22 protein-coding genes and 1 tRNA gene are annotated in these 20,637 nt (G+C 63.4%); 12 read left to right on the top strand and 11 right to left on the bottom strand.

What is annotated here, in order from left to right; translation table 11 throughout:
- Positions 1-201 precede the first annotated feature (201 nt).
- On the top strand, positions 202-1,647 hold the full coding sequence (locus tag IVA78_RS25530; protein ID WP_247280029.1) for a TAXI family TRAP transporter solute-binding subunit: 1,446 nt from the start codon (positions 202-204) through the stop codon (positions 1,645-1,647).
- Positions 1,648-1,749: 102 nt separating this feature from the next.
- Positions 1,750-3,291, top strand: a complete 1,542-nt coding sequence (locus IVA78_RS25535; RefSeq protein ID WP_247280028.1) for an alkaline phosphatase D family protein — start codon at positions 1,750-1,752, stop codon at positions 3,289-3,291.
- 3 nt (positions 3,292-3,294) lie between these two features.
- Here IVA78_RS25535 and IVA78_RS25540 read toward each other — a convergent pair whose 3' ends face one another.
- The gene (locus IVA78_RS25540; RefSeq protein ID WP_247280027.1) at positions 3,295-3,675 is read right to left on the bottom strand and encodes a response regulator; all 381 of its coding nucleotides are present in this window, start codon (positions 3,673-3,675) and stop codon (positions 3,295-3,297) included.
- A 194-nt stretch (positions 3,676-3,869) separates the two neighbouring features.
- On the opposite strand from IVA78_RS25540, the gene IVA78_RS25545 reads away from it, so the two are divergent.
- From IVA78_RS25545 to IVA78_RS25570, 6 genes are all read left to right on the top strand, one after another.
- Entirely contained in the window at positions 3,870-4,634 is a 765-nt protein-coding gene (locus IVA78_RS25545) for a Crp/Fnr family transcriptional regulator (RefSeq protein WP_247280026.1), read from the top strand.
- A 100-nt stretch (positions 4,635-4,734) separates the two neighbouring features.
- Positions 4,735-5,451, top strand: coding sequence for a prolipoprotein diacylglyceryl transferase family protein (locus tag IVA78_RS25550; RefSeq protein ID WP_247421311.1), 717 nt, complete (start codon positions 4,735-4,737; stop codon positions 5,449-5,451).
- Entirely contained in the window at positions 5,432-6,862 is a 1,431-nt protein-coding gene (locus tag IVA78_RS25555) for a radical SAM protein (protein WP_247280024.1), read from the top strand. The genes IVA78_RS25550 and IVA78_RS25555 overlap by 20 nt, the downstream gene beginning before the upstream one ends.
- Entirely contained in the window at positions 6,859-7,119 is a 261-nt protein-coding gene (locus tag IVA78_RS25560) for a hypothetical protein (RefSeq protein WP_247280023.1), read from the top strand. Before IVA78_RS25555 ends, IVA78_RS25560 begins: the two co-directional genes overlap by 4 nt.
- A 255-nt stretch (positions 7,120-7,374) precedes the next feature.
- Complete coding sequence (gene typA, locus IVA78_RS25565) at positions 7,375-9,201, top strand: translational GTPase TypA (RefSeq protein ID WP_247280022.1); 1,827 nt, start codon at positions 7,375-7,377, stop codon at positions 9,199-9,201.
- A 202-nt stretch (positions 9,202-9,403) separates the two neighbouring features.
- Positions 9,404-10,651 carry an NAD(P)/FAD-dependent oxidoreductase gene (locus tag IVA78_RS25570; RefSeq protein ID WP_247280021.1) on the top strand — a complete coding sequence of 416 codons (1,248 nt, stop codon included), beginning with the start codon at positions 9,404-9,406 and terminating at the stop codon, positions 10,649-10,651.
- A 109-nt stretch (positions 10,652-10,760) separates the two neighbouring features.
- On the opposite strand, the gene IVA78_RS25575 is transcribed toward IVA78_RS25570, so the two are convergent.
- Positions 10,761-11,159, bottom strand: a complete 399-nt coding sequence (locus tag IVA78_RS25575) for a DCC1-like thiol-disulfide oxidoreductase family protein (RefSeq protein WP_247280020.1) — start codon at positions 11,157-11,159, stop codon at positions 10,761-10,763.
- The gene (locus IVA78_RS25580) at positions 11,159-12,070 is read right to left on the bottom strand and encodes an alpha/beta fold hydrolase (protein WP_247450901.1); all 912 of its coding nucleotides are present in this window, start codon (positions 12,068-12,070) and stop codon (positions 11,159-11,161) included. The genes IVA78_RS25575 and IVA78_RS25580 overlap by 1 nt, the downstream gene beginning before the upstream one ends.
- A 3-nt stretch (positions 12,071-12,073) precedes the next feature.
- Between IVA78_RS25580 and IVA78_RS25585 the strand changes: the two genes are divergently transcribed.
- From IVA78_RS25585 to ppa, 3 genes are all read left to right on the top strand, one after another.
- Positions 12,074-12,388: a hypothetical protein gene (locus IVA78_RS25585; protein ID WP_247280018.1), complete on the top strand. Its 315-nt coding sequence runs from the start codon at positions 12,074-12,076 to the stop codon at positions 12,386-12,388.
- Positions 12,389-12,437: 49 nt separating this feature from the next.
- Positions 12,438-12,947 (top strand): GNAT family N-acetyltransferase, encoded by a 510-nt coding sequence (locus IVA78_RS25590; protein WP_008136728.1) that lies wholly within the window; start codon positions 12,438-12,440, stop codon positions 12,945-12,947.
- Positions 12,948-13,124: 177 nt separating this feature from the next.
- Complete coding sequence (ppa, locus tag IVA78_RS25595) at positions 13,125-13,661, top strand: inorganic diphosphatase (protein WP_158668697.1); 537 nt, start codon at positions 13,125-13,127, stop codon at positions 13,659-13,661.
- A 105-nt stretch (positions 13,662-13,766) separates the two neighbouring features.
- Here ppa and folD read toward each other — a convergent pair whose 3' ends face one another.
- From folD to IVA78_RS25610, 3 genes are read right to left on the bottom strand one after another with little or no spacing between them, the layout of a single operon-like run.
- Positions 13,767-14,651, bottom strand: coding sequence for a bifunctional methylenetetrahydrofolate dehydrogenase/methenyltetrahydrofolate cyclohydrolase FolD (gene folD, locus IVA78_RS25600; RefSeq protein ID WP_247280017.1), 885 nt, complete (start codon positions 14,649-14,651; stop codon positions 13,767-13,769).
- A gap of 1 nt (position 14,652) precedes the next feature.
- Positions 14,653-14,994: a DUF167 domain-containing protein gene (locus IVA78_RS25605; protein WP_247280016.1), complete on the bottom strand. Its 342-nt coding sequence runs from the start codon at positions 14,992-14,994 to the stop codon at positions 14,653-14,655.
- Between the two features lie 15 nt (positions 14,995-15,009).
- Positions 15,010-15,300, bottom strand: coding sequence for a YggT family protein (locus IVA78_RS25610; protein ID WP_008539240.1), 291 nt, complete (start codon positions 15,298-15,300; stop codon positions 15,010-15,012).
- A gap of 187 nt (positions 15,301-15,487) precedes the next feature.
- On the opposite strand from IVA78_RS25610, the gene IVA78_RS25615 reads away from it, so the two are divergent.
- A tRNA-Ala gene (locus tag IVA78_RS25615) sits at positions 15,488-15,563 on the top strand.
- 111 nt (positions 15,564-15,674) lie between these two features.
- Here the strand turns inward: IVA78_RS25615 and IVA78_RS25620 are convergent.
- From IVA78_RS25620 to IVA78_RS25640, 5 genes are all read right to left on the bottom strand, one after another.
- Positions 15,675-16,487, bottom strand: coding sequence for an enoyl-CoA hydratase (locus tag IVA78_RS25620; RefSeq protein ID WP_247280015.1), 813 nt, complete (start codon positions 16,485-16,487; stop codon positions 15,675-15,677).
- 94 nt (positions 16,488-16,581) lie between these two features.
- Complete coding sequence (locus IVA78_RS25625; protein ID WP_247280014.1) at positions 16,582-17,382, bottom strand: glutamine amidotransferase; 801 nt, start codon at positions 17,380-17,382, stop codon at positions 16,582-16,584.
- Positions 17,383-17,507: 125 nt separating this feature from the next.
- The gene (locus IVA78_RS25630) at positions 17,508-18,287 is read right to left on the bottom strand and encodes an SDR family oxidoreductase (protein WP_247280013.1); all 780 of its coding nucleotides are present in this window, start codon (positions 18,285-18,287) and stop codon (positions 17,508-17,510) included.
- Positions 18,288-18,489: 202 nt separating this feature from the next.
- A complete protein-coding gene (locus IVA78_RS25635; RefSeq protein WP_247280012.1) occupies positions 18,490-18,996 on the bottom strand; it encodes a TerB family tellurite resistance protein in 507 nt (168 codons plus the stop codon).
- Positions 18,997-19,215: 219 nt separating this feature from the next.
- Positions 19,216-20,625 (bottom strand): adenylate/guanylate cyclase domain-containing protein, encoded by a 1,410-nt coding sequence (locus IVA78_RS25640; protein ID WP_247280011.1) that lies wholly within the window; start codon positions 20,623-20,625, stop codon positions 19,216-19,218.
- Positions 20,626-20,637 lie beyond the last annotated feature (12 nt).

Raw genomic sequence — 20,637 nt, forward strand, 5'->3', positions numbered from 1 at the left:
TCACCCTGACACCACCATCTCCTTGCGCCTCAAGCTCAAGCGCGCCGGGTGGAACGATGCCTTTCTTTTTGAGCTCCTCGGCCACATGCGATAGCCCTGGGGTTCATACGGGATTTCGTCCATTCCCGCTAACCATGAAGGAGATGTAACCCCGCCGGACAAGAAATTTGCTACAATTGCGGGCGTAAATCGCCGGCGAAGATGAAACTGAGCCTCAAGCGCCTGTTTGGGAGATCGATGACCGGGGGACTGAACCTGGCCGAAACGCCCTCTCCGCCTTCGCCGCGATCCGCGGCGCGGAAGACCGCGCTCGTGTCTCTGGCGCTCGTGCTTGCGATCGTCGGTGCGCTCGCCGGCGGTTACTACTTCGCGATGCGGCCGGTGACGCTGAAGATCGCGGTTGGTCCCGCCAGCAGCGATGACGTCAAGGTCGTGCAGGCGCTGACCCAGGCTTTCACGCAGAACAAGAGCCAGGTGCGGCTGCGCCCGATCCAGACGGACGGCGCCACCGCCAGCGCCAATGCCCTCGCGGAAGGCAAGGTCGATCTTGCCATCGTGCGCGGCGACCTCGATGTGCCGAAGAACGCGCAGGCGGTCGCGACGCTGCGCAAGAATGTCGTGGTGCTGTGGGCCGTAGCGGGCAAGGGCAAGAAGAAGGGCGCCAAGATCACCAAGGTGGCACAACTCGCCGGGCATCGCATCGGTGTCGTCGGCCGCACCCAGGCCAACGTCAACCTGCTCAAGGTGATCCTTCAGCAATACGGCGTCGATCCCGCCAAGGTCGAGATCGTGCAATTCCCGGCCAACGAGGTTGCCGAGGCGATCAAGGCCCAGAAGGCCGACGTCTACCTCGCGGCCGGCCCGGTCAACAGCAAGATCACGGCGGACGCGATCTCTGCATCGGTCAAAGAGGGCGGCACGCCGACTTTCCTCGCCATCGATTCCGCCGACGCGATCGCGCAGAACCACCCGGTCTACGAATCCGCGGAGATTCCAGCCGGCGCCTATGGCGGTTCACCCGACCGTCCGGACGACGAGGTCAAAACCATCAGCTTTGCGCACCACATCGTGGCGCGCAAAGCTGTGTCCGAAACCACCATCGCGGCATTCACGCGGCAGCTGTTCGCCGTGCGCCAGCAACTGGTGACGGAATTCCCGCTGGCGGCGAAGATCGAGACGCCCGACACCGACAAGGATGCGGTGATCCCCGTGCATCCCGGCGCCGCCGCCTTCGTTGACGGCGAGGAAAAGACGTTTCTCGACAAATACAGCGACTACATCTGGTGGAGCCTGATGGCGCTCTCCGCCATGGGCTCGATCGGCGCCTGGTTTGCCGGCTATCTGAAGAAGGACGAGCGCGACAACAACAGCCATTTGCGCGAACGCCTGCTCGACATGATCACGGCGGCCCGCAAGAGCGAGACGACCGAAGAGCTTGACCAGATGCAGGCCGAAGCCGATGTGATTTTGCGCGACACGCTGCGCTGCTTCGATCACGGTGCGATCGAGGAGGCCGCGCTCACCGCCTTCAACATCGCACTCGACCAATTCCATGCCGCCGTCGCCGACCGTAAGGCGGTGCTGTTCAGCCTGCCGCAGACCCCGCCACGCACGGGCACGCAATTCAGAGCCGCCGGCAACGCGTAGCGCCTGCGCGTTATTGCTGCGTCACATTGTCTCAATATAGGGTCTGATTTCATCGTGGCGGCTGCCGCAAGGCACCCGTCCCTGGCGAAATCGGGACCGTCCATGAACATCACATTCTCACGCCGCCGTTTCCTCACTACCAGCGCCGGCGCGCTTGGCACGATCGCGATGCCTTATCTGTCGCGAGCGGCTGACCGGCCTGCGGTCACCCATGGCGTACAATCAGGCGACGTCACGGTCGACGGCGGCGTGGTATGGGCACGCACCGACCGGCCGGCTCAGATGCTGGTCGAGGTGGCGACGACGGAGTCGTTCAGGGACGCTCGCGCGCTGCCGCCGATCGCGGCGCTGCCCGAGAGCGACTTCACGGCCAAAATGCTGATCGAGAACCTGCCGAGCGGACAGGACATCTTCTATCGCGTGCGCTTCCGTGATCTCTCGCATAGCGCGGTCGAGGGCGAGCCGGTGACCGGCCGCTTCCGCACCGCGCCGGCCGACCGCCGCGATGTCAGCTTCGTCTGGGGTGGCGACGTCGCCGGCCAGGGCTGGGGCATCAACCCCGACGACGGCGGCATGTTCACCTTCGCCGCGATGCGCAAGCATCGTCCGGACTTCTTCCTGCACTCGGGCGATACGATCTACGCCGACAGCCTCGTCCAATCCGAGGTGAAGCTCGCCGACGGCAAGATCTGGAAGAACGTCACGATCCCCGAGAAGGCCAAGGTCGCGGAGACGCTCGACGAGTACCGCGCCGCGCACAAATACAATCTGACCGACGACAACCTCCGCGGCTTCAATGCCGACGTGCCGATCTTCGTGCAGTGGGATGACCACGAGGTCACCAACAACTGGTCGCTGTCGAAGGAGTTGCCGGCGTCATACAAAGTCCGCGACATCACGCTGCTCGCCGCGCGCGCCTCGCGCGCCTTCCACGAGATGTATCCGATGCGCGAGAGCATCACTGAGCCGGGCCGGATCTATCGCCAGATCTCCTACGGCCCGCATCTCGACGTGTTCGTGCTCGACGAGCGCAGCTATCGCGGCGCGAACGGCGCCAATCTGGAAACGGAATACGGACCGGCCAGCCACTTCCTCGGACCCGACCAGATCGCCTGGCTCAAGCGCGGCCTGTTGAATTCGCGCGCGACCTGGAAGGTGATCGCCTCAGACATGCCGCTCAGTCTCATCGTCGCGGACACGCCGAAAGGCGGATCGGAAGCGATTGCGCAAGGCGACGGCCCGGTACGCGGCCGCGAGTTCGAGATCGCGGACATCCTTCGCTTCATCAAGATGGCGCCGATCAGCAACACGGTGTGGCTGACCGCGGACGTACACTACGCCGCCGCGCATTATTACGATCCGAACAAGGCGCAATTCCAGGATTTCGAGCCGTTCTGGGAGTTCGTCTCGGGTCCGCTGCATGCGGGCACTTTCGGTCCGAACGCGCTCGACAACACCTTTGGGCCGGAGGTGCGCTTCGTCAAGGCACCCGGCAAGGACAGCCAGAACCTGCCGCCGTCTGCCGGGATGCAGTTCTTCGGCCACGTCAAGATCGACGGCGCCTCCGGCCAGATGACGGTGACCTTGCGCGACCGGGCCGACGTGGCGCTGTGGTCGACCACGCTCGACCCGAAATCTGCCTGAACCTCAGCGATCGCGCGTCCGCAGCGCAGCCTCCAGCGCCTCGCTCGAGCACGGCTTTTGCAGCCGCGGCCGCGCCGCAAATTCGGGCGGAATCCGCGTTTCGGCACCATAGCCGGTGACGAAGACGAATGGGACGTTCAGCGCCACCAGTCGCTCGGCGATCGCAAAGCTCTTCTCGCGGTTCAGCTCGACGTCGAGCAGGGCGAAATCGGGAGCACCTTTCGCGATCGCGTCCAGCGCCTGCGTCACCGACCCGGCGGTGCGCACGTGCCTCACGCCAAACCCGAGCAGACGGTCCTCGAAATCGATTGCAATGATCGGATCGTCCTCGACGACCAGGACGTCGGCAGGATATGGGAAGCCATCGGGAAGTGCGGGTGCCATGATCGCATCTTGGAGCGAGAGGTTTTTCTGATCAGGACAGCCGCGCCACAACGCCTGCGCCCAGCGCATCGGAGGGTTCCCGGAACGAAACCACCACATCACAGTTCTTCCGTCTGTCCACTTGTGCACACAGGAAACGGACGGAACCCGGTATTGTGGAAAGGTATTGTGGAAAAGAGCACGGGGGGTTCACGATGGATGCGCGTATCGGCAGTACAAGCGAGGTCGACAGCCGGCCGATCAACAATCTGTTGCGGCGCCTGAGCCCGGCGGATTACGCCCTGCTCGCGCCGCACGTCACCATCGAGGACTGCGCGGCCGGCGAACTGCTCTACAATCCCGGCGATGACGTGCAGGTCGTCCACTTCCCCTGCGGACCTTCGCTTGCGACCTTTCTCGTCCCTAACGAGGATGGCCGCGACGTCGAGACCATCCTGGTCGGTCGTGAAGGCGCGGTGGGCGGCATCGTCAGCGAGGGATTTCTGCCGGCCTATACCCGCATCTGCGTGAAGTTCGGCGGCCCATTTTCGCGCATTCACGTCGGCAAACTGGAAGCAGCCAAGACGCGTTCGCCGTCGCTGCGCAACATCTTCGCCCGCTATGCCGATTGCATGCTGGCGCAGATCTTCCAGTCGACCGCCTGCAACGCCATCCACTCGATCGAGCAGCGCACGGCCAAATGGATCTTGGCGGCGATGGAGCGAACCGGCGGCGAAAGCAGCGTGCCGCTGACGCATGAGCAGCTTGCGACATTGCTCGGAGTGGGACGCAGCTATGCGAGCCGCGTGCTCCAATCGTTCAAAGCCGAAGGCGTGCTCGACACGAGGCGCGGCTCAATTCTCGTCCGCAGCCGCGACGGCCTGCGCCTGCGCGCCTGCCTCTGCAACGATGCAGTGAAGCTGCACTTCGAGGAAGTGTTGCGAGGCGTCTATCCAACGGAGGAGCGGGAGGCCGGATAGCGGACCTAATCTCGCCTCTTCCTTCTCCCTTGTGAAGGCAGTGCACATGGGAGAGGACATGCGCGCTCCTCTGGCGTGATCGTGCTATACTCTCCGCCGCATGAGTGGGGCTTTCCTTCATACGGTCTTCGATATTGCAGCATGGCTGGCGGCGGCAGCTGCCGTCTACTGGCTGTCGCGACAGGGCTTGCGGTTTCCTGCGCAATCCTTCGAAATGTCCTACATCGCCGCCCTGGTGTTCGGCGCAGGCGTCGGCGCCTACCTGTTCGGGTCGGCCAATCTGTGGCTGTCGGGCCAGAGCGGCGTTGCGCGCTCGGTCGAGGGTGCGCTCGCCGGCGGCATCGTGGCGATCGAGCTCTACAAATGGTCCGCAGGCATCACGGTGCGAACCGGCGCCCGTTTTGCCCTGCCGCTGGCGCTCGGCATCGCAATCGGCCGGATCGGCTGCTACTTCGCGGGCCTCGACGATTTCACCTACGGCACGCCCACGGCGCTGCCCTTCGGCCATGATTTCGGCGACGGCCTCCTTCGCCACCCGGTGCAGCTCTATGAGAGCACCGCCATGGGCGTGTTCGCGCTTCTCTATGTGCTGGCAGTCTTGAACCGAAACCGGTTTGTGGTCACCAATGGTTTCTACCTGGTGCTCGTCTACTATGGAGCGCAGCGCTTCCTGTGGGAATTCCTCAAGCCCTATGGCACGCTGATCGGCCCCTTCACGCTGTTTCACCTGCTGTCGCTGTCCATCCTGCTCTACGCCGCATTCATGCTGGCGACGGCGCCCAAAGCGAGATCCCTGCATGAACGCGCCGTTGCGTAGGTCGCGTCCCTATATCTTCTGGGGCCAGACCCAGTCCCTTTGCGAGACCTGCCTGAAGCTGGTGCCGACCAAGATCCAGATTCTCGGCAACGAGGTCTGGTACGAAAAACGCTGCAAGCAGCATGGCGTCCAATCAACGCTGGTGTCGACGGACGCGGCCTATTGGCGTCTGTGCAAGGATTTCATCAAGCCTGGTGATCGGCCGCTGCAATTCCAGCAGCGTACGGAATTCGGCTGCCCCTATGATTGCGGCCTGTGCGCCGACCACGAGCAGCATTCCTGCCTGGCGCTGATCGAGATCACCGAGCACTGCAATCTCACCTGCCCAGTGTGCTTTGCCGAATCCTCGCCGGCGCGGACGCGGTTCACGCCGCTCGCAACGGTCGAGAGGATGCTGGATGCGCTGGTCGCGAGCGAGGGCGAGCCCGACCTGGTGCAGATTTCCGGCGGCGAGCCGACGCTGCATCCGGATTTCTTCGAGATCCTTGACGCCGTGCGCGCCCGCCCGATCCGCCACGTCATGATCAACACCAACGGCCTGCGCATCGCCCGCGAGAAGAATTTCGTGGCGCGGCTCGCCGAGAACAAGCGCGGGCTGGAGGTCTATCTCCAGTTCGATTCGCTGCAGCGCGAGCCGCTGATCAATCTGCGCGGCGCGGACCTTCGAAAAATCCGCCAGCAGGCGCTGGAGAATCTCGAGCATTATGGCGTATCGACCACGCTGGTCGCAACCATCAAGCGCGGCGTCAACGATGCGGAGATCGGCGACATCGTTCGCCACGCGCTCACCTGGAAATGCGTGCGCGGGGTCACGCTGCAGCCGGTGCAAGACGCCGGCCGTAACGAGAATTTCGACAAGAACACCGACCGCATCATGCTGTCGGAAATCCGCAAGCGCGTGATCGAGACCGACGTGTTCGGCGACAAGGACATGATCCCGCTGCCCTGCAATCCCGAAAGCATCTCGATCGGCTATGGCCTGCGCAACGGCGAGAAGGTGCTGCCGCTGACCTCGCTGATCCCGCAGGAGCAGCTCGTCGCGGTCATGCCCAACACGATCAGCCCGGAGAAATATCCGGTGCTGAAGGAGAAGTTTATTGACCTCTTCTCGCTGTCGTCGGGCCCGCTCAACACCCCCGAACGCGTCTGCGAACTGCTATGTTGCCTGCCGAGCTTTCAGGTGCCGGAAGGGCTCACTTACGAGAACGTGTTCCGCGTCACCATCGTGCAGTTTCTCGATCGCTTCAATTTCTGCGTCGGCAACGTCAAGCGCAGCTGCATCCATTTCGTGACGGAGCAAGGCTCGATCATTCCGTTTGACACCTACAATCTGTTCTACCGCAACGGAAAGATCGACGGCATTCGCGCGGCTCTCGCTGCACAGGCGACCGAAGGAGCCTTGCAAGCATGAGCATCAGCGACATACCGCCGCCGGGACTGCCTCCTGCCCCGGCGAACAAACGCGGCGGCTGCCTGACCGCCCTCATGGCGATCTTCGGGCTGGTCATGCTGCTGCCGGGTGTCTGCGCCCTGCTCTTTGGCGGAATGTCGGTGGTCGAGGACGGCCGGATCGCCTCCGACATCGCGCCACTGGTCTTCCTGGGACTGGTCGTGGGGATCGGCGGCGTTGCCCTGATCTGGGCGGCGATCAAGGGGCGGCGCGCTTAAGGCCGCTATTCGCCTAACCCCCGGAGATTCCCGGACAAAATTCAGTCAACCAACGGCCAAAGTACACATTGTTTTTTGGCTGTTTTTGCATATATTGCGCCGCAACGCGTAGGGCGCCCGGTCTGATATGGCCGGGCTTCCCTTTTGGGCGGCGAGCGCCCGTTTCCAGTCTTTCAGCGTTGTTTCGAGAAGAGGTCCCGGTCCGACCGGCGAGATCGCGCTTAACCCATTGTTCGAACGCAAAGAAGCTCACTCATGAACCTCCGCAACGTTGCCATTATCGCCCACGTCGACCACGGCAAGACGACCCTGGTCGACCGCCTCCTCCAGCAGTCCGGCACGTTCCGCGAGAACCAGAAGGTGACCGAACGCGCCATGGACTCCAACGATCTGGAGCGCGAGCGCGGCATCACCATTCTGGCCAAGGCGGCCTCGGTGCAGTGGAAAGACACCCGCGTCAACATCGTCGATACCCCCGGCCACGCCGATTTCGGCGGCGAGGTCGAGCGCATCCTGAACATGGTAGACGGCGCGCTGGTGCTGGTGGACGCCGCCGAAGGCCCGCTGCCGCAGACCAAGTTCGTGGTGTCCAAGGCACTCAAGGTCGGCCTGAAGCCGATCGTCGTCATCAACAAGGTCGACCGTCCCGACGCGCGCCCGACCGAGGTCATCAACGAGGTGTTCGACCTGTTCGCAGCACTCGATGCCAGCGAGGAGCAGCTCGACTTCCCGATCCTCTACGGGTCGGCCAAGCAGGGCTGGATGGCCGAAAGCCCGGAGGGTCCGAAGGACAAGGGCATGGAGCCGTTGTTCGACCTGATCCTGCGCCACGTCGCGCCGCCGAAGGTCGAGGAAGGTCCGTTCAAGATGATCGGCACCATCCTGGAAGCCAACCCCTATCTCGGCCGTATCATCACCGGCCGCATCTCCTCCGGCGTGCTCAAGCCGAACCAGCAGGTCAAGGTGCTCAATGCCGACGGCAAGCTGGTCGAGTCCGGGCGCATCACCAAGATCCTGGCGTTCCGCGGCCTCGAGCGCACGCCGCTCGATGAAGCCGAAGCCGGCGACATCGTTGCGATTGCGGGCCTGACCAAGGGCACCGTCGCCGACACGTTCTGCGATCCGACCGTGGAAGTGCCGCTGCCGGCCCAGCCGATCGACCCGCCGACCGTGTCGATGTCATTCATCGTCAATAACTCCCCGCTCGCCGGCACCGAAGGCGACAAGGTGACGAGCCGCATGATCCGCGACCGTCTCTTGCGCGAGGCCGAAGGCAACGTTGCGCTGCGCGTCGTCGAAGCCGCCGACAAGGACGCGATGGAAGTCTCGGGCCGCGGCGAATTGCAGCTCGCCATCCTGATCGAGACCATGCGCCGCGAGGGCTTTGAGCTCTCGGTGTCGCGCCCGCGCGTCGTGTTCCAGAAGGACGAAGCCACCGGTGCCACCATGGAGCCGATCGAGGAGGTCGTGATTGACGTCGACGAAGAGCATTCCGGCGTCGTCGTGCAGAAGATGAGCGAGCGCAAGGCCGAGCTGATCGAGATGAAGCCCTCCGGCGGCAACCGCCTGCGTCTGGTGTTCTACGCGCCGACCCGTGGCCTGATCGGCTACCAGGGCGAACTTCTGACCGACACCCGCGGCACCGCGATCATGAACCGCCTGTTCCACGGCTATGCCCCTTACAAGGGCGAGATCCAGGGCCGCCGCAACGGCGTCCTGATCTCCAACGACCAGGGCGAGGCGGTCGCCTACGCCATGTTCAAGCTGGAAGACCGCGGGCCGATGATGATCGAGCCGGGCTGGAAGGTCTATCGCGGCATGATCGTCGGCGAGCATACCCGCGACAACGATCTCGAGATCAACGTGCTCAAGGGCAAGCAGCTCACCAACATCCGCACGACCTCCAAGGACGAAGCGGTGCGCCTGACCCCGCCGATCCGCATGACCCTGGAAAAGGCGCTCGCTTATATCGAGGACGACGAGCTCGTCGAGGTCACCCCGAAGTCGATCCGCCTGCGTAAGAAGCATCTCGACCCGAACGAGCGCAAGCGTGCGGAAAAGGCCAAGGAAGCGGTGGCGTAAAGCCCACTCTCGCGTGCCCCGGACGCAGCGCAGCGCACCAGCGATGCGGTGCAGAGCCGGGGCCCAGCACTCTCGTTTCGTTTACCCGTCGACTTGGGTCCCGGTTCTGCGCAGCAGCGCAGGCGCTGCAGCGCGTCCGGGACACGAGAGCTGCATACCTGGCCGGCTTCAGGACAATTGGCGAACGTGCTAGAGCCTGCCCATGACCTCCCTTCCCTCCTCCGCCGACGTCGCGATCATCGGCGCGGGTGCCGCCGGCCTTGGCGCCGCGCATGCGCTGCATGGCTCCGCCCTCTCCGTGATCGTGCTGGAGGCGCGTAACCGGCTCGGCGGCCGCGCCTGGACCGTGCAGGCCTCGCCTGACGTGACCTTCGACGTCGGCTGCGGCTGGCTGCACTCGGCCGACAAGAATTCCTTCGTTGCGATTGCCCGCCAGCTCGGCTTCGAGATCAACACGGATCTGCCGCCTTGGGGCGATCGCGCTTATGGCGACGCCTTTCCGGAAGCCGAGCGCATCGCCTTCGCAGACGCGATCGACGAATTCTACGAACGCGCCTGGGAGGCCGCGGAAAGCGGCGAGGACGCGCCGGCCTCCTGCTATCTCGAGCCTGGCAACCGCTGGAATCCGATGATCGACGCGGTCTCGACTTATGTGAACGGGTGCGAACTCGATCAAGTCTCGATCCTCGACATGGAGCGCTACGAGGACACGTATTTCAATTGGCGCGTGCGAGCCGGATATGGAACGCTGATCGCGGCCTATGGCGCGCCGTGTCCGGTCGCGCTCAGCTGCAACGTCACGCTGGTCGATCACTCCGGTCAGCGCATCCGGCTCCAGACCTCGCAGGGCACGATGACCGTGAACAAGGTGATCGTCACCGTCCCGACCAATCTGATTGCCGATGAGGCGATCCGCTTTTCCCCGCCGCTTCCCGCCAAGCTCCATGCCGCACGGGGCCTGCCGCTCGGTGTCAACGACAAGGTGACACTGGCGCTCGCGGATGCTGAAGCCTTTCCGACCGAGGGAAACCTGCGCGGCGCCACCATGCGCACCGCGATGGGCACCTATCACATCCGCCCATTCGGGCAGCCCTGCATCGATGGCTTCTTCGGCGGCAGCTTTGCGCGTCAATTGGAAGATGCCGGCGAGGGCGCCTTCGCCGCCCATAGCATCGACGAGATTGCAGGCTTTCTCGGCAACGACATCCGCCGCAAGCTAAAATCCCTGCGCGAGTCGCGCTGGGCGCACGATCCTTTCGCCCGCGGCTCCTATTCGCACGCGCTGCCGGGTCACGCCGGCGATCGCGCCGTGCTGGCCGCGCCGGTTGATGGCCGGCTGTTCTTCGCGGGCGAGGCAACCTCGCCAAATTTCTTCTCGACAGCGCATGGCGCGCGCGACAGCGGCGAGCGAGCGGCCAGGGAAGTGTTGGCGGCCCTTGGCAGGCCATGACCGCAAGCTCCGTCGTTGCGAGCGCGGCGAAGCATCCAGGGTCTTTCTGCGGAGAGATTCTGGATCGCTTCGTGACTTCGCTCCTCGCAATGACGAGGATACTAGTCGATCACCCGCGCCCGTAATCGGCATCGGGCACAAAACAGGCATCGTCCTTGCCGAAGATGCGATAGCGGCTGCGTGCGACGAGGCTGTACACGGGATCCCGCAGCGGCCTCGGCACGGCGAACAGCCGGCGCACCCATTCCCAGCCGGGGAGCTGAGACCGCACCGTCAGCGCGGCATCGGACTTCATGAACACCTCGCCGCCGTGGATCACTGCATTGGTATCGGGATCGTGCGGATCGATCCCGAACGTGCGCGCGAGCCGCGCCCCATAATCCGACTGGACCGGCGTGAAGCGAAACCGCTTCGCCGTATCGCGGGCGGCGACGAAGCGGACCCAGCGCGAGCAGAAAATGCACACGCCATCGAACAGGATCACATCGTCGTCGGGCCATTCAGGCATCAGCGATTGTCCCATGGCTTCTTGGCCGCCACCGGCCTGCCCTGGTTCAGCGCGCGCGCGAGCTCGCCGGTTGCGGCTTTGACGCCGGCCTCGGTTTCGATCATCCAATGACCCTCGCTGCCGACGGCCGGCAGGATACGAAAGTCGAGCTTGTCGCCACCGCCGCCAAACGCCTCAGCCAGTCTTTGAGAAAATGCCGGAGCGAAGTAACTGTCGTTGGCGGCAACGAGCCACGTGACGGGGATGCGCGCGGTCTTGCCGAATTCGGCGGCGGCCGCAAGGAGCGTATGCGGCGCGCAGATCCTGTTCGGCTCATCATTGGCATGGCCGCCGCGCCCTGGCGCGAATGCAATGATGACGGAAACCGCCTTCGGCTCGGCGCTGGCGAGTGCCAGCGCGCCCCAGCCGCCGGCGGAATGGCCGATCACCGTTGCAGCGTCCTTGCGAATGAATTCCTGCTTTCGCAAATAGTCCAGCGCGAGCCGGATTTCGTCGGCCGTTGCGCGGGCCGATCGCGCGTAGTCCGCTTCGTCGCAGCCGCCCTGGTCTTCGACATAGTGGCCGCCGGTCGCGCCGTGACCGAGCCGTTCCGGCACCAGCACGGCAAAGCCGTGCGCGACGAGATACGCCGTGAGCGCGCGATATTCCGGTCGCGGCATTTGCGCGCGACGCAAGCCATTCTGCGTCGAGGCGTGGGCGATGACCGCGAGCCGGAACGGGCCGGCGCCGACAGGGCGAAACAGCAGCGCATGCGCGGCAATGCTGGTATCCGGCGACGGCACGCGCCACTGTTGCCGGCGAAACGGTTCGCCCTCCTCTCCGGAGGGGCCAAACGTGGTCTGAGCGCACAGAGGTGACGCAGTCAGCACGGCCAGCAAACACAGAAGCGCAGGGGTGATGAGGAGCCGCATGAATTGCCAGAGGAGGCGGACACCGACAGCGATGTCACACGAAAGCGCGATGAGATGAAGACGAATGATCATCGCGCTTTAGACTATTGTTTGAGCATAATCTTTTCGGAAAACCGCTCCACACTTTTCCGGATCATGCTCCAGGAGGAACGAATCACTCCGGCCAGACTTTTTGCGCAGCCATCGCATTCATTAGGCGCCGCAGGCGAGTTTTGCACCGGCGCATGGCAGGCCGATCCCGTTCTGAACGGCGGCTTGTCCTCTTTCGGTACAACATGGTTAAAAACTGATGCAGAAAGTCCACAGGTTAACCGATAATTAACGATAGGTCTTGCCGCCGGCGCGGCGACTTGGTTTGATCGCGTCCATGAGCACAACCCTGATCGAAGTCCGGCCGGCCAAAGCCGCAGATGCAACTGCGGTGGCGTCGACCCATGACGAAGCCTGGCGCTCGGCCTATCAGGGCATCATTCCCGGCGCCGAGTTGGAGAAGCTGATCAACCGCCGCGGTCCGCAATGGTGGGACAGTGCGATCCGCAAGGGCAGCCGCGTCAGCGTGCTGGTGTTCGGCGACAAGATCGCAGGCTACGCCAATTATGGCCGCAACCGTGCCCGCAGCTTGCATTTCGACGGCGAGATCTACGAACTCTATCTGCGTCCTGAATTCCAGGGCCTCGGCTTCGGCCGCCGCCTGTTCGCCGCCGCCCGCCGCGACCTGATGCAGAGCGGCCTGAAAAGCATGGTGGTGTGGGCGCTGTCGGACAACGATCCGGCCACCGAGTTCTACCGTGCCCTAGGCGGCCGCATGGTGGCACGCTCCTCGGAGCGGTTCGGGCCGAAGTCGCTCGACAAGGTTGCCTTCGCCTGGACCAATTGAGCTGCTGAAACCTGAATCGGCAGCGTTTCCATCCGTCGATACCGTTGCCACTTGGGCCGGTGATCGCCGGATTCATTATTTCACAAAAACGCGATGGATCAGCGGGCCAAGCCCGCGTATGACAGCGCCAAAATCGCTGCCGGGCGCGATGTCACCTCGGCAACAACGGAGCCTTGAATGCGTATCGATGCGGTCTCGATCGGGAAAAACGTACCACATGACGTCAATGTCATCATCGAGGTCCCCGTGGGCGGCGAACCGATCAAATACGAGATGGACAAGGAGGCCGGCACGCTCGTGGTCGACCGCTTCCTCTACACGCCGATGCGTTACCCCGGGAACTACGGCTTCATCCCGCACACCTTGTCGGATGATGGCGATCCCTGTGACGTCCTGATCATCAACACCCGCGCCATCATTCCCGGCGCCGTCATGAGCGTGCGGCCGGTCGGCGTGCTGTTCATGGAAGACGAAGCCGGCGGCGACGAAAAGATCTTGGCGGTGCCGTCGTCGAAGCTGACGCAGCGCTACGATAAGGTGAAGAGCTACTCTGACCTGCCTGACATCACGCTCCAGCAGATCCAGCACTTCTTCGAGCACTACAAGGATCTTGAGAAGGGCAAGTGGGTGAAAATCCTGCGCTGGGGCGGCCCCGAGGACGCGCACAAGCTGATTCTCGAAGGCATTGAGCGCGAGAAGAAAAAGAAGAAGTAACGAAATAACCGTCGTTCCGGGGCGCGCGAAGAGCGAACCCGGAATCCAGAAGTGTGTGGCCCGAAATTCCGGGTTCGCTCTTCGAGCCGCCCCGGAGACGACAACCTACACCGCCGGCTTCGGCAGCCCTGTGATCGCGCAGGCGGCACGGAGCGTATTCACCAGCAGACAGGCGACCGTCATCTGGCCGACGCCGCCCGGCACCGGCGTAATCGCGCCGGCAACCCCAAGCGCTTCCTGATAGGCAACGTCGCCGACGAGGCGGGTCTTGCCGTCTTGTTTGGGGATGCGGTTGATGCCGACGTCGATCACGGTCGCGCCCGGCTTTAGCCAGTCGCCGCGCACCATCTCCGGCTTGCCGACAGCGGCATAGACGAGGTCGGCGCGCTTCACGAGGGCAGGCAGATCGCGCGAGCGCGAATGCGCGATCGTGACCGTGGCGTTCTCGTTCAGCAGCAACTGCACCAGCGGACGGCCGACCAGGTTGGAGCGGCCGATGACGATAGCGTTCATGCCTTCGAGCGAAGCGTGCACGCTTTTGGTCAGGATGATGCAGCCCAGCGGCGTGCAGGGCGACAGCGCCTCAAAACCGCCGGCGAGCCGGCCGGCATTGCTCGGATTCAGGCCATCGACATCCTTGGCGGGATCGATGGCGTTGATCACGGCCTCGGTGTTCAGCCCCTTCGGCAGCGGCAGTTGCACCAGAATGCCGTGCACGGCCGGATCGCGGTTGAGCTTTGCGACGAGCGCCAAGAGGTCTGCTTGCGAAACGTCGGCCGGCAGCTTGTGCTCGAACGAGGCCATGCCGGCGCCTTGCGTCTGGGTGTGCTTGGAGCGGACATAGACCTCGCTGGCAGGGTCGTTGCCGACCAGCACCACCGCAAGGCCCGGCACCAGATTGTGCTCGCGCTTGACGCGGGCGACCTCCTCGGCGACGCGGCCGCGAAGTTCCGCGGCAATGACTTTTCCATCGATGATTTTAGCGGTCATGTCAGTTCCCATGGTCTATCGATTTGACGAAAGCGAGCTGACGCAAGGCTTCGCCGAGCCCTGCCGAATCGCCCTCGATCGCGATCTGCTTCAGCCGCGAGCTCGCCCCGGATAAAAGCCTGACGTTGGCCTTGGGCACACCAAGCGATTTCGCCAGCAGGACCAAGACCGACTTGTTGGCCTCGCCACCATCGGCAATGGCGCGTACCCGCACCTTGAGCACGCTGCGGCCGTCGGAGAGCTGCTCGATCCCGTCGATGTCGTCGCGGCCGCCGCGCGGCGTCACCCGCACCGCGATGCTGATTCCTGTGCCGGAGGGACGCCAGGGTTCTTTGGCAACCAAGGCGCTCCAGCCTGCCTAGATCACGTTCGGGTAGATGTAATACAGGATCACCCGCTCGATAAACATGATCAGCAGGATCAGGATGATCGGCGAGATGTCGAGGCCGCCGAGACTGGGCAGGAAATTGCGAATAGGTGCCAGCAAGGGCTCGGTGATGCGGTACAGGAACTCCGCCACCGCCGAGACGAACTGGTTGCGGGTGTTCACCACGTTGAAGGCGATCAGCCAGGACAGGATCGCGGACGCGATCAGCAGCCAGACGTAGAGATCGAGCACGATGATGACGATGTCGAGAACGGCACGCATGGTTTTTGAAAACTCTGGCTCCGGTCGGGATTGACGCCGTTGGCTTGATATCGGTTCCCCCCGACCCAAACAAGGGAAGTCGGCGCCCGGATGGCTAAAACCGGGTTATAGCCGTCCTTGACTTGACCTTGGCGGGGACTTAAATGGCGCCCGGTTGTCGGCCGCATTCACCAGAGCGGCCAGCAAAGGGGCCATAGCTCAGCTGGGAGAGCGCGTCGTTCGCAATGACGAGGTCGGCGGTTCGATCCCGCCTGGCTCCACCACGCTTCGCCCTTCGGGCTCCGCGTGGCGCAGCCACGTCGGGGCCGCAAGGGCGAAGCGTGGTGTCCGGCGAAGCCCAAAGGGCGAAGATGGACTGCTCGAAGCTCCTGCCCCTATTTCCCCGTAAACCGCGGTGGCCGCTTCTCGATGAAGCTTGCGACTCCTTCCCGGAAATCGCTGCCGTTCAGCGCCACCATCATCTCTCGGTTGGCTTCGATCGTCGCCTCGGCCAGCGTGTGGAACGGCACCTCGTATAGCTGCCGCTTGATCACCGCCATCGCGCTCGGTGAGACGAAATCGGCGAGGTCTCGGGCATAGGCATAGGTCTCCTCGCGCAGTTTCTCCGGCGAGCAGATCCGGTTCACCAGCCCGATCCGCAGCGCTTCCGCGCTCGGCACGCGCCGGGCCGAAAGCAACAGGTCCAGCGCGTTGGCATGACCGACGATGCGCGGCAGCATCCAGCTGATGCCGTGCTCGGCGATCAGACCGCGCCGCGCGAAGGCGGTCGTGAACACCGTGTTGTCGGCGGCAAAGCGCAGATCGCAATAGAGCGCGTGGACGAGGCCAATGCCCGCGGTCGCGCCGTTGAGCATGGCAATGATCGGCTTCTTGATCGATGGGTAATAGCCGTAGCGCGTCTGCCAATCCGGCCGGCGGTTCATGTCAAAGGGCGGCAGGTTCGAGGCGCGTCTGACGTCATCGGGGTCGAGCCCTTTCAGCGCATCCATGTCGGCGCCGGCGCAGAAGGCGCGGCCCGCACCAGTGAGCACGATGACGCGGACCTTGTCGTCGATGCTTGACGCTTCCATCGCGTGACGCACGTCGCGCTCCATGATCGGCGTCCAAGCGTTCATGCGATCCGGGCGATTGAGCGTGATGGTTGCGATCTTGTCGCTCACTTCATAGAGAATGTGCTCGTAGGCCATGGCGCTCTCCCTTTGCCGGCGCGTTCGTGTGCGCTCGTTGACAGAGAGCCTAGCATATTCAGGGGAGAGGCAAGGGCTTCGGGCGAAGGCGCGATCACTCGGCGGCTTGCGCAAGCGCCGGCCGGCGCGCCAGCCAGCCATCGATGAAGTGATCGAGCCAGGCGCGTTCCGCGGCGTCGTAGACGGCACGATCTGCAAAATGATGATGCCGCTGCCGCGCACCCGGCGCGCTGAAGCCATCATAGCCGCGCGTGGTCCAGCGACACATCATCGCGTAGGTCACGTCTGGATGAAACTGCACACCGAAGGCATTGCCCGTACGGAACGCCTGCACCGGAAAATCATCGCCCTCGGCGAGCAGCTCGGCGCTGACCGGAAGATCAAATCCTTCGCGATGCCAGTGGTAGACTTGCCCCGGCCAGTGCGGGCAGAGCGCATGTCCCGCGGCAGTGGGCCTGATCGGGTAGTACCCGATCTGGGCCAGCGCCTCCGCATGAGGCGCGACGTGGGCCCCGAGCTGCATCGCCAGCATCTGTGCACCTAAGCAGACGCCGAGGAACGGCCGCTGCTCGCGGAGCGGAATTTCGATCCAGTCGATCTCGCGGCGGATGTAGTCATCGGGATCGTTGACGCTCATGGGGCCGCCGAAGATCACGACGCCGGCATGCTGATCGAGCGTCTCGGGCAGGGCATCGCCGAAGCGCGGTCGCCGGATGTCGAGACGATGGCCGAGCGCGCGCAGGGCATTGCCGATTCGGCCGGGGGTCGAGGATTCCTGATGCAGGACGATCAGAACCGGGAGCCGGGCTTCGGAGACGAAGGCGGCCGCGCCAGGCGTCCTCGTTCGGAGGGGCACCAATTCTGCGCGACGAAACCTGTCCGTCCGGAACGACATGGCCTCTGCGAGTGCTATCGGTTCAGACCGCCAGCATAGCTAAGCGATGGTTAACATCGTGTGAGTTCGCGCACACACCGAGATCAAAGCAAGCTCCGGGCCACTACGGACGCCTCAGGCCTTCTCTAGGATCTGCGCCTCTGGAATCGGCTGGTCGCGGCCAAGATGAAGCCGCGCGGGAAGAAACGCAGCGCCAACGGCACAATCTTGATGCCCAGACCAGGCAGCACTGCCCGTTTGTTGGCCATCAGACCGCGATACGCATCGCGGGCCACCTCGGCGGCAGAGACGTTGAGAACCGCCGTATCATGTTGGGATCCGACTCCGGCGCGAGCCTGGAATTCGGTTGGCACCGGGCCCGGGCAAAGCACGGTGACGCGGACGCCGCGCGGTGCAAGCTCCGCCCGCAGCGCTTCGGTGAAGGAGATGACATAGGCCTTTGAGGCGTAGTAGACGGCCATGCCGGGGCCAGGCAGAAAGCCGGCGACAGATCCGACATTGAGAAGACCGCCCCTGTTCTTGATGAGCTGATCGGCAAAGCGCAGCGACAGATCCGTCAGGGCCCGGACATTGACATCGACGATGCCGAGCTGCTCGACGCGATCGCGCTCGATCGCATCACCGAACACGCCGAAACCGGCATTGTTGACGAGATGATCGAGTTCGACACCTTCGGCGGCAAGCGCTGCCGCGATCTTGTCGCCGGCATCCGCTTCCTCGAGATCGCAGGCGATCACGATCGGTTTCTTGCCGCCCTTGGCGGCCAGCTCCGCGGCAAGCGCTTCCAACCGGCCCGCCCGTCGCCCGGTCAATGCGAGGCGATGCCCGTTGGCGGCAAACACGCGCGCCAGCTCCATGCCGATACCCGCCGAGGCACCGGTAATCAGCGTCACCCGCTCAGTCACGATCGAAGTCTCTTGAATTCAAGTTTTTGGCCCCGCAATGGTGGAACGAGAGCATAGGCCACGCGCGACATGCAAGCTGCGCTGCCAGCATGGCCGCTTGAGCAGAACGACAAGCCGCCTTGAAAAACCTTTGATTTGCAGGCGAATTCGGCGCAGGCGGCGGATAAATTAAAGTTTCGTCATGTCTCCGCGCAGGCCGCCATCAGTCGAGGCCAGAGCCGTCAGCCGCGACCGCGCTGTCCTTGACCTGACCACCGGCTCGGTCCGCGACCGCGTGCTTCAGGTCGATCCGGTCGCGCTGCGAAATCCCGAGCAGATCAGAGGCGCGCCAGACGACGTTGTCCTCGAACTCGCTGACCTGGCCGTCTGCATAGACCAGTTCCCACATCATCCGCACAATGCGCTTGCGACCCTCTTCGTCGAGCGAGCGCATGATCACGCTGGTGAAATGATAGAGATCGACCGCCTCGCCCTCGACCTCGGTGGCGTCGGCGATCAGCCGGTCCGCAGTGCCGCGATCCAGCCCAAAGTGGCTTTCGATCAGGCTATGCAGTTTACGTTGCTCGGCTGCGCTCGGCTGACCGTCCAGCGAGACCACGTGAATCAGCAGCGCCGTGGCCGCCAGCCGATAGTCGCTGTCGCCGAATGCGCGAGTCTGGTCGTGGGGAGCAACAATGTCGGCGATGAATTGGCGCAGGCCGTCGAGCATAAAGTCCTACCGAGATCGATGAAGCCGCGAGAGGCGGATGCTACCAGCATTATATGAGGCGCAAATTCAACCGGCGCAATGTGCGTCAGTTCCGCGCGCCGCATTACGTTTCGGCAATCTGCCGGTTGGCGTTATGTCCGGTCCGATCGACGCTGGAGGATGTAGCGCGCATCCGCCGCCACGCCGTCAATGCGACGGAGCGCATGTCGGACGCATCCCTTACGGTATCTCGTACACCACCATCTTGTCGGCAATGCCGCGCAGAGCCGCCTGCTTCTGGATTGGCTTGATCTCGCGCTGCTGAAGGATTTCGGCAACCGCCGGCACATCGAGGACTGGGCCGGTGATGTGGATCTCTTGCGCGGTCGACAGGCTCTGCACGCGCGCGGCGATGTTGACGGTCTGACCGAAATAATCCTGGCGCTCGTTGAGCATCACCGCGAGGCAAGGCCCCTCATGAATACCGATCTTGAGAATGAGATCGTTGGCGCCGCGCTCCTTGTTCAATTCATCCATGGCTGCGCGCATGCGCAGCCCCGCGGTAATTGCGTGCTCAGGTCTGACGAAGGTCGCCATGACAGCGTCGCCGATTGTCTTCACAACCGCCCCCTTCTCGGCGGCAATGATCTCCAGCAGCGCACGAAAATGCGCGCGCACGAGGTCAAAAGCACTGAGATCACCGACTCGCTCGTACAGCGCCGTCGACCCCTTCAGGTCAGTGAACAGGAAGGTCAGCGACGTGATCTTCAATCGCTGGTCGACATTGAGGTTGTCGGCCTTGAAGACGTCGCGGAACGTCTGATTGGACAGCATCCGCTTGGCCGTCAGAATGGGCTTGCGCTTGCCGATCATCTCATGCAACGCGTCGGCGGCAATCCACACCGAGGGCAACACGCGATTGCCTGATTGATTCTCGAGCGTGAGGCGCAACGGTCCAGGGCGCATCACAGTGGTCCCCGTAGGCGCCTCTAATTTGTTGAACATAATCGAAAGCTGCTGACGTTCGCTCGTCGGCTCACCCTGAACATCCAGGAAATGGGCGGAATGCGTGACCGGCTCGAAGACGATGACGAACTGGTTGGGAAGCTTCAGCGAGAGGATCGCCTTTTCGCCGGCAGGCAATTCGAGCGCTTCCAGCGTCACTTCGTTGATCAGGCGCGAGAACGATTCATCGTTGATGTCGACGCCGGAGCTCCAGAACATCTGCCGCACATATTCCCAGATCGGCAACGTGTCGGGATCGTGAGCACCGATCCGGCGGACACGCGGACTGACGGTAAAAGCCACCTCGACCATCTCATCGACTGACGCCTCGTACCCAGCTGCACAGAGCGCGCAGTTGTAGTCTTCATGCTTCAGGGATTTCAACGTCGTATGCGCACCCAGAACTCCTCCGCAGCCGGGACACAGCACGTTCCAGCTCATGTCGAACAGGCCTAGCCGCGATGCGTGCAGAAATCCGGAAATGACCTTCTCCTGATCGAGCCCGGCACGATCAGCAAAATCCAGCACGTTGATGCGGTTGAGGTCTCGGTCCTGACCATTGGCGATCAGTTGCGCAATCGCGTCGACCACCTTGGCGTCGGCGGTCTGCTTCAGAACGGAAAACTGGGCCTGGATGTCGCTCATGGCGGGGCTCTG

Source organism: Bradyrhizobium sp. 137 (assembly GCF_023074095.1).
Classification (GTDB): domain Bacteria; phylum Pseudomonadota; class Alphaproteobacteria; order Rhizobiales; family Xanthobacteraceae; genus Bradyrhizobium.

Coding starts and splice junctions, on each gene's coding strand:
- IVA78_RS25530 (WP_247280029.1), top strand. CDS start 202: ATGAAACTGAGCCTCAAGCGCCTGTTTGGGAGATCGATGACCGGGGGA.
- IVA78_RS25535 (WP_247280028.1), top strand. CDS start 1,750: ATGAACATCACATTCTCACGCCGCCGTTTCCTCACTACCAGCGCCGGC.
- IVA78_RS25540 (WP_247280027.1), bottom strand. CDS start 3,675: ATGGCACCCGCACTTCCCGATGGCTTCCCATATCCTGCCGACGTCCTG.
- IVA78_RS25545 (WP_247280026.1), top strand. CDS start 3,870: ATGGATGCGCGTATCGGCAGTACAAGCGAGGTCGACAGCCGGCCGATC.
- IVA78_RS25550 (WP_247421311.1), top strand. CDS start 4,735: ATGAGTGGGGCTTTCCTTCATACGGTCTTCGATATTGCAGCATGGCTG.
- IVA78_RS25555 (WP_247280024.1), top strand. CDS start 5,432: ATGAACGCGCCGTTGCGTAGGTCGCGTCCCTATATCTTCTGGGGCCAG.
- IVA78_RS25560 (WP_247280023.1), top strand. CDS start 6,859: ATGAGCATCAGCGACATACCGCCGCCGGGACTGCCTCCTGCCCCGGCG.
- typA (WP_247280022.1), top strand. CDS start 7,375: ATGAACCTCCGCAACGTTGCCATTATCGCCCACGTCGACCACGGCAAG.
- IVA78_RS25570 (WP_247280021.1), top strand. CDS start 9,404: ATGACCTCCCTTCCCTCCTCCGCCGACGTCGCGATCATCGGCGCGGGT.
- IVA78_RS25575 (WP_247280020.1), bottom strand. CDS start 11,159: ATGCCTGAATGGCCCGACGACGATGTGATCCTGTTCGATGGCGTGTGC.
- IVA78_RS25580 (WP_247450901.1), bottom strand. CDS start 12,070: ATGCGGCTCCTCATCACCCCTGCGCTTCTGTGTTTGCTGGCCGTGCTG.
- IVA78_RS25590 (WP_008136728.1), top strand. CDS start 12,438: ATGAGCACAACCCTGATCGAAGTCCGGCCGGCCAAAGCCGCAGATGCA.
- ppa (WP_158668697.1), top strand. CDS start 13,125: ATGCGTATCGATGCGGTCTCGATCGGGAAAAACGTACCACATGACGTC.
- folD (WP_247280017.1), bottom strand. CDS start 14,651: ATGACCGCTAAAATCATCGATGGAAAAGTCATTGCCGCGGAACTTCGC.
- IVA78_RS25610 (WP_008539240.1), bottom strand. CDS start 15,300: ATGCGTGCCGTTCTCGACATCGTCATCATCGTGCTCGATCTCTACGTC.
- IVA78_RS25620 (WP_247280015.1), bottom strand. CDS start 16,487: ATGGCCTACGAGCACATTCTCTATGAAGTGAGCGACAAGATCGCAACC.
- IVA78_RS25625 (WP_247280014.1), bottom strand. CDS start 17,382: ATGTCGTTCCGGACGGACAGGTTTCGTCGCGCAGAATTGGTGCCCCTC.
- IVA78_RS25635 (WP_247280012.1), bottom strand. CDS start 18,996: ATGCTCGACGGCCTGCGCCAATTCATCGCCGACATTGTTGCTCCCCAC.
- IVA78_RS25640 (WP_247280011.1), bottom strand. CDS start 20,625: ATGAGCGACATCCAGGCCCAGTTTTCCGTTCTGAAGCAGACCGCCGAC.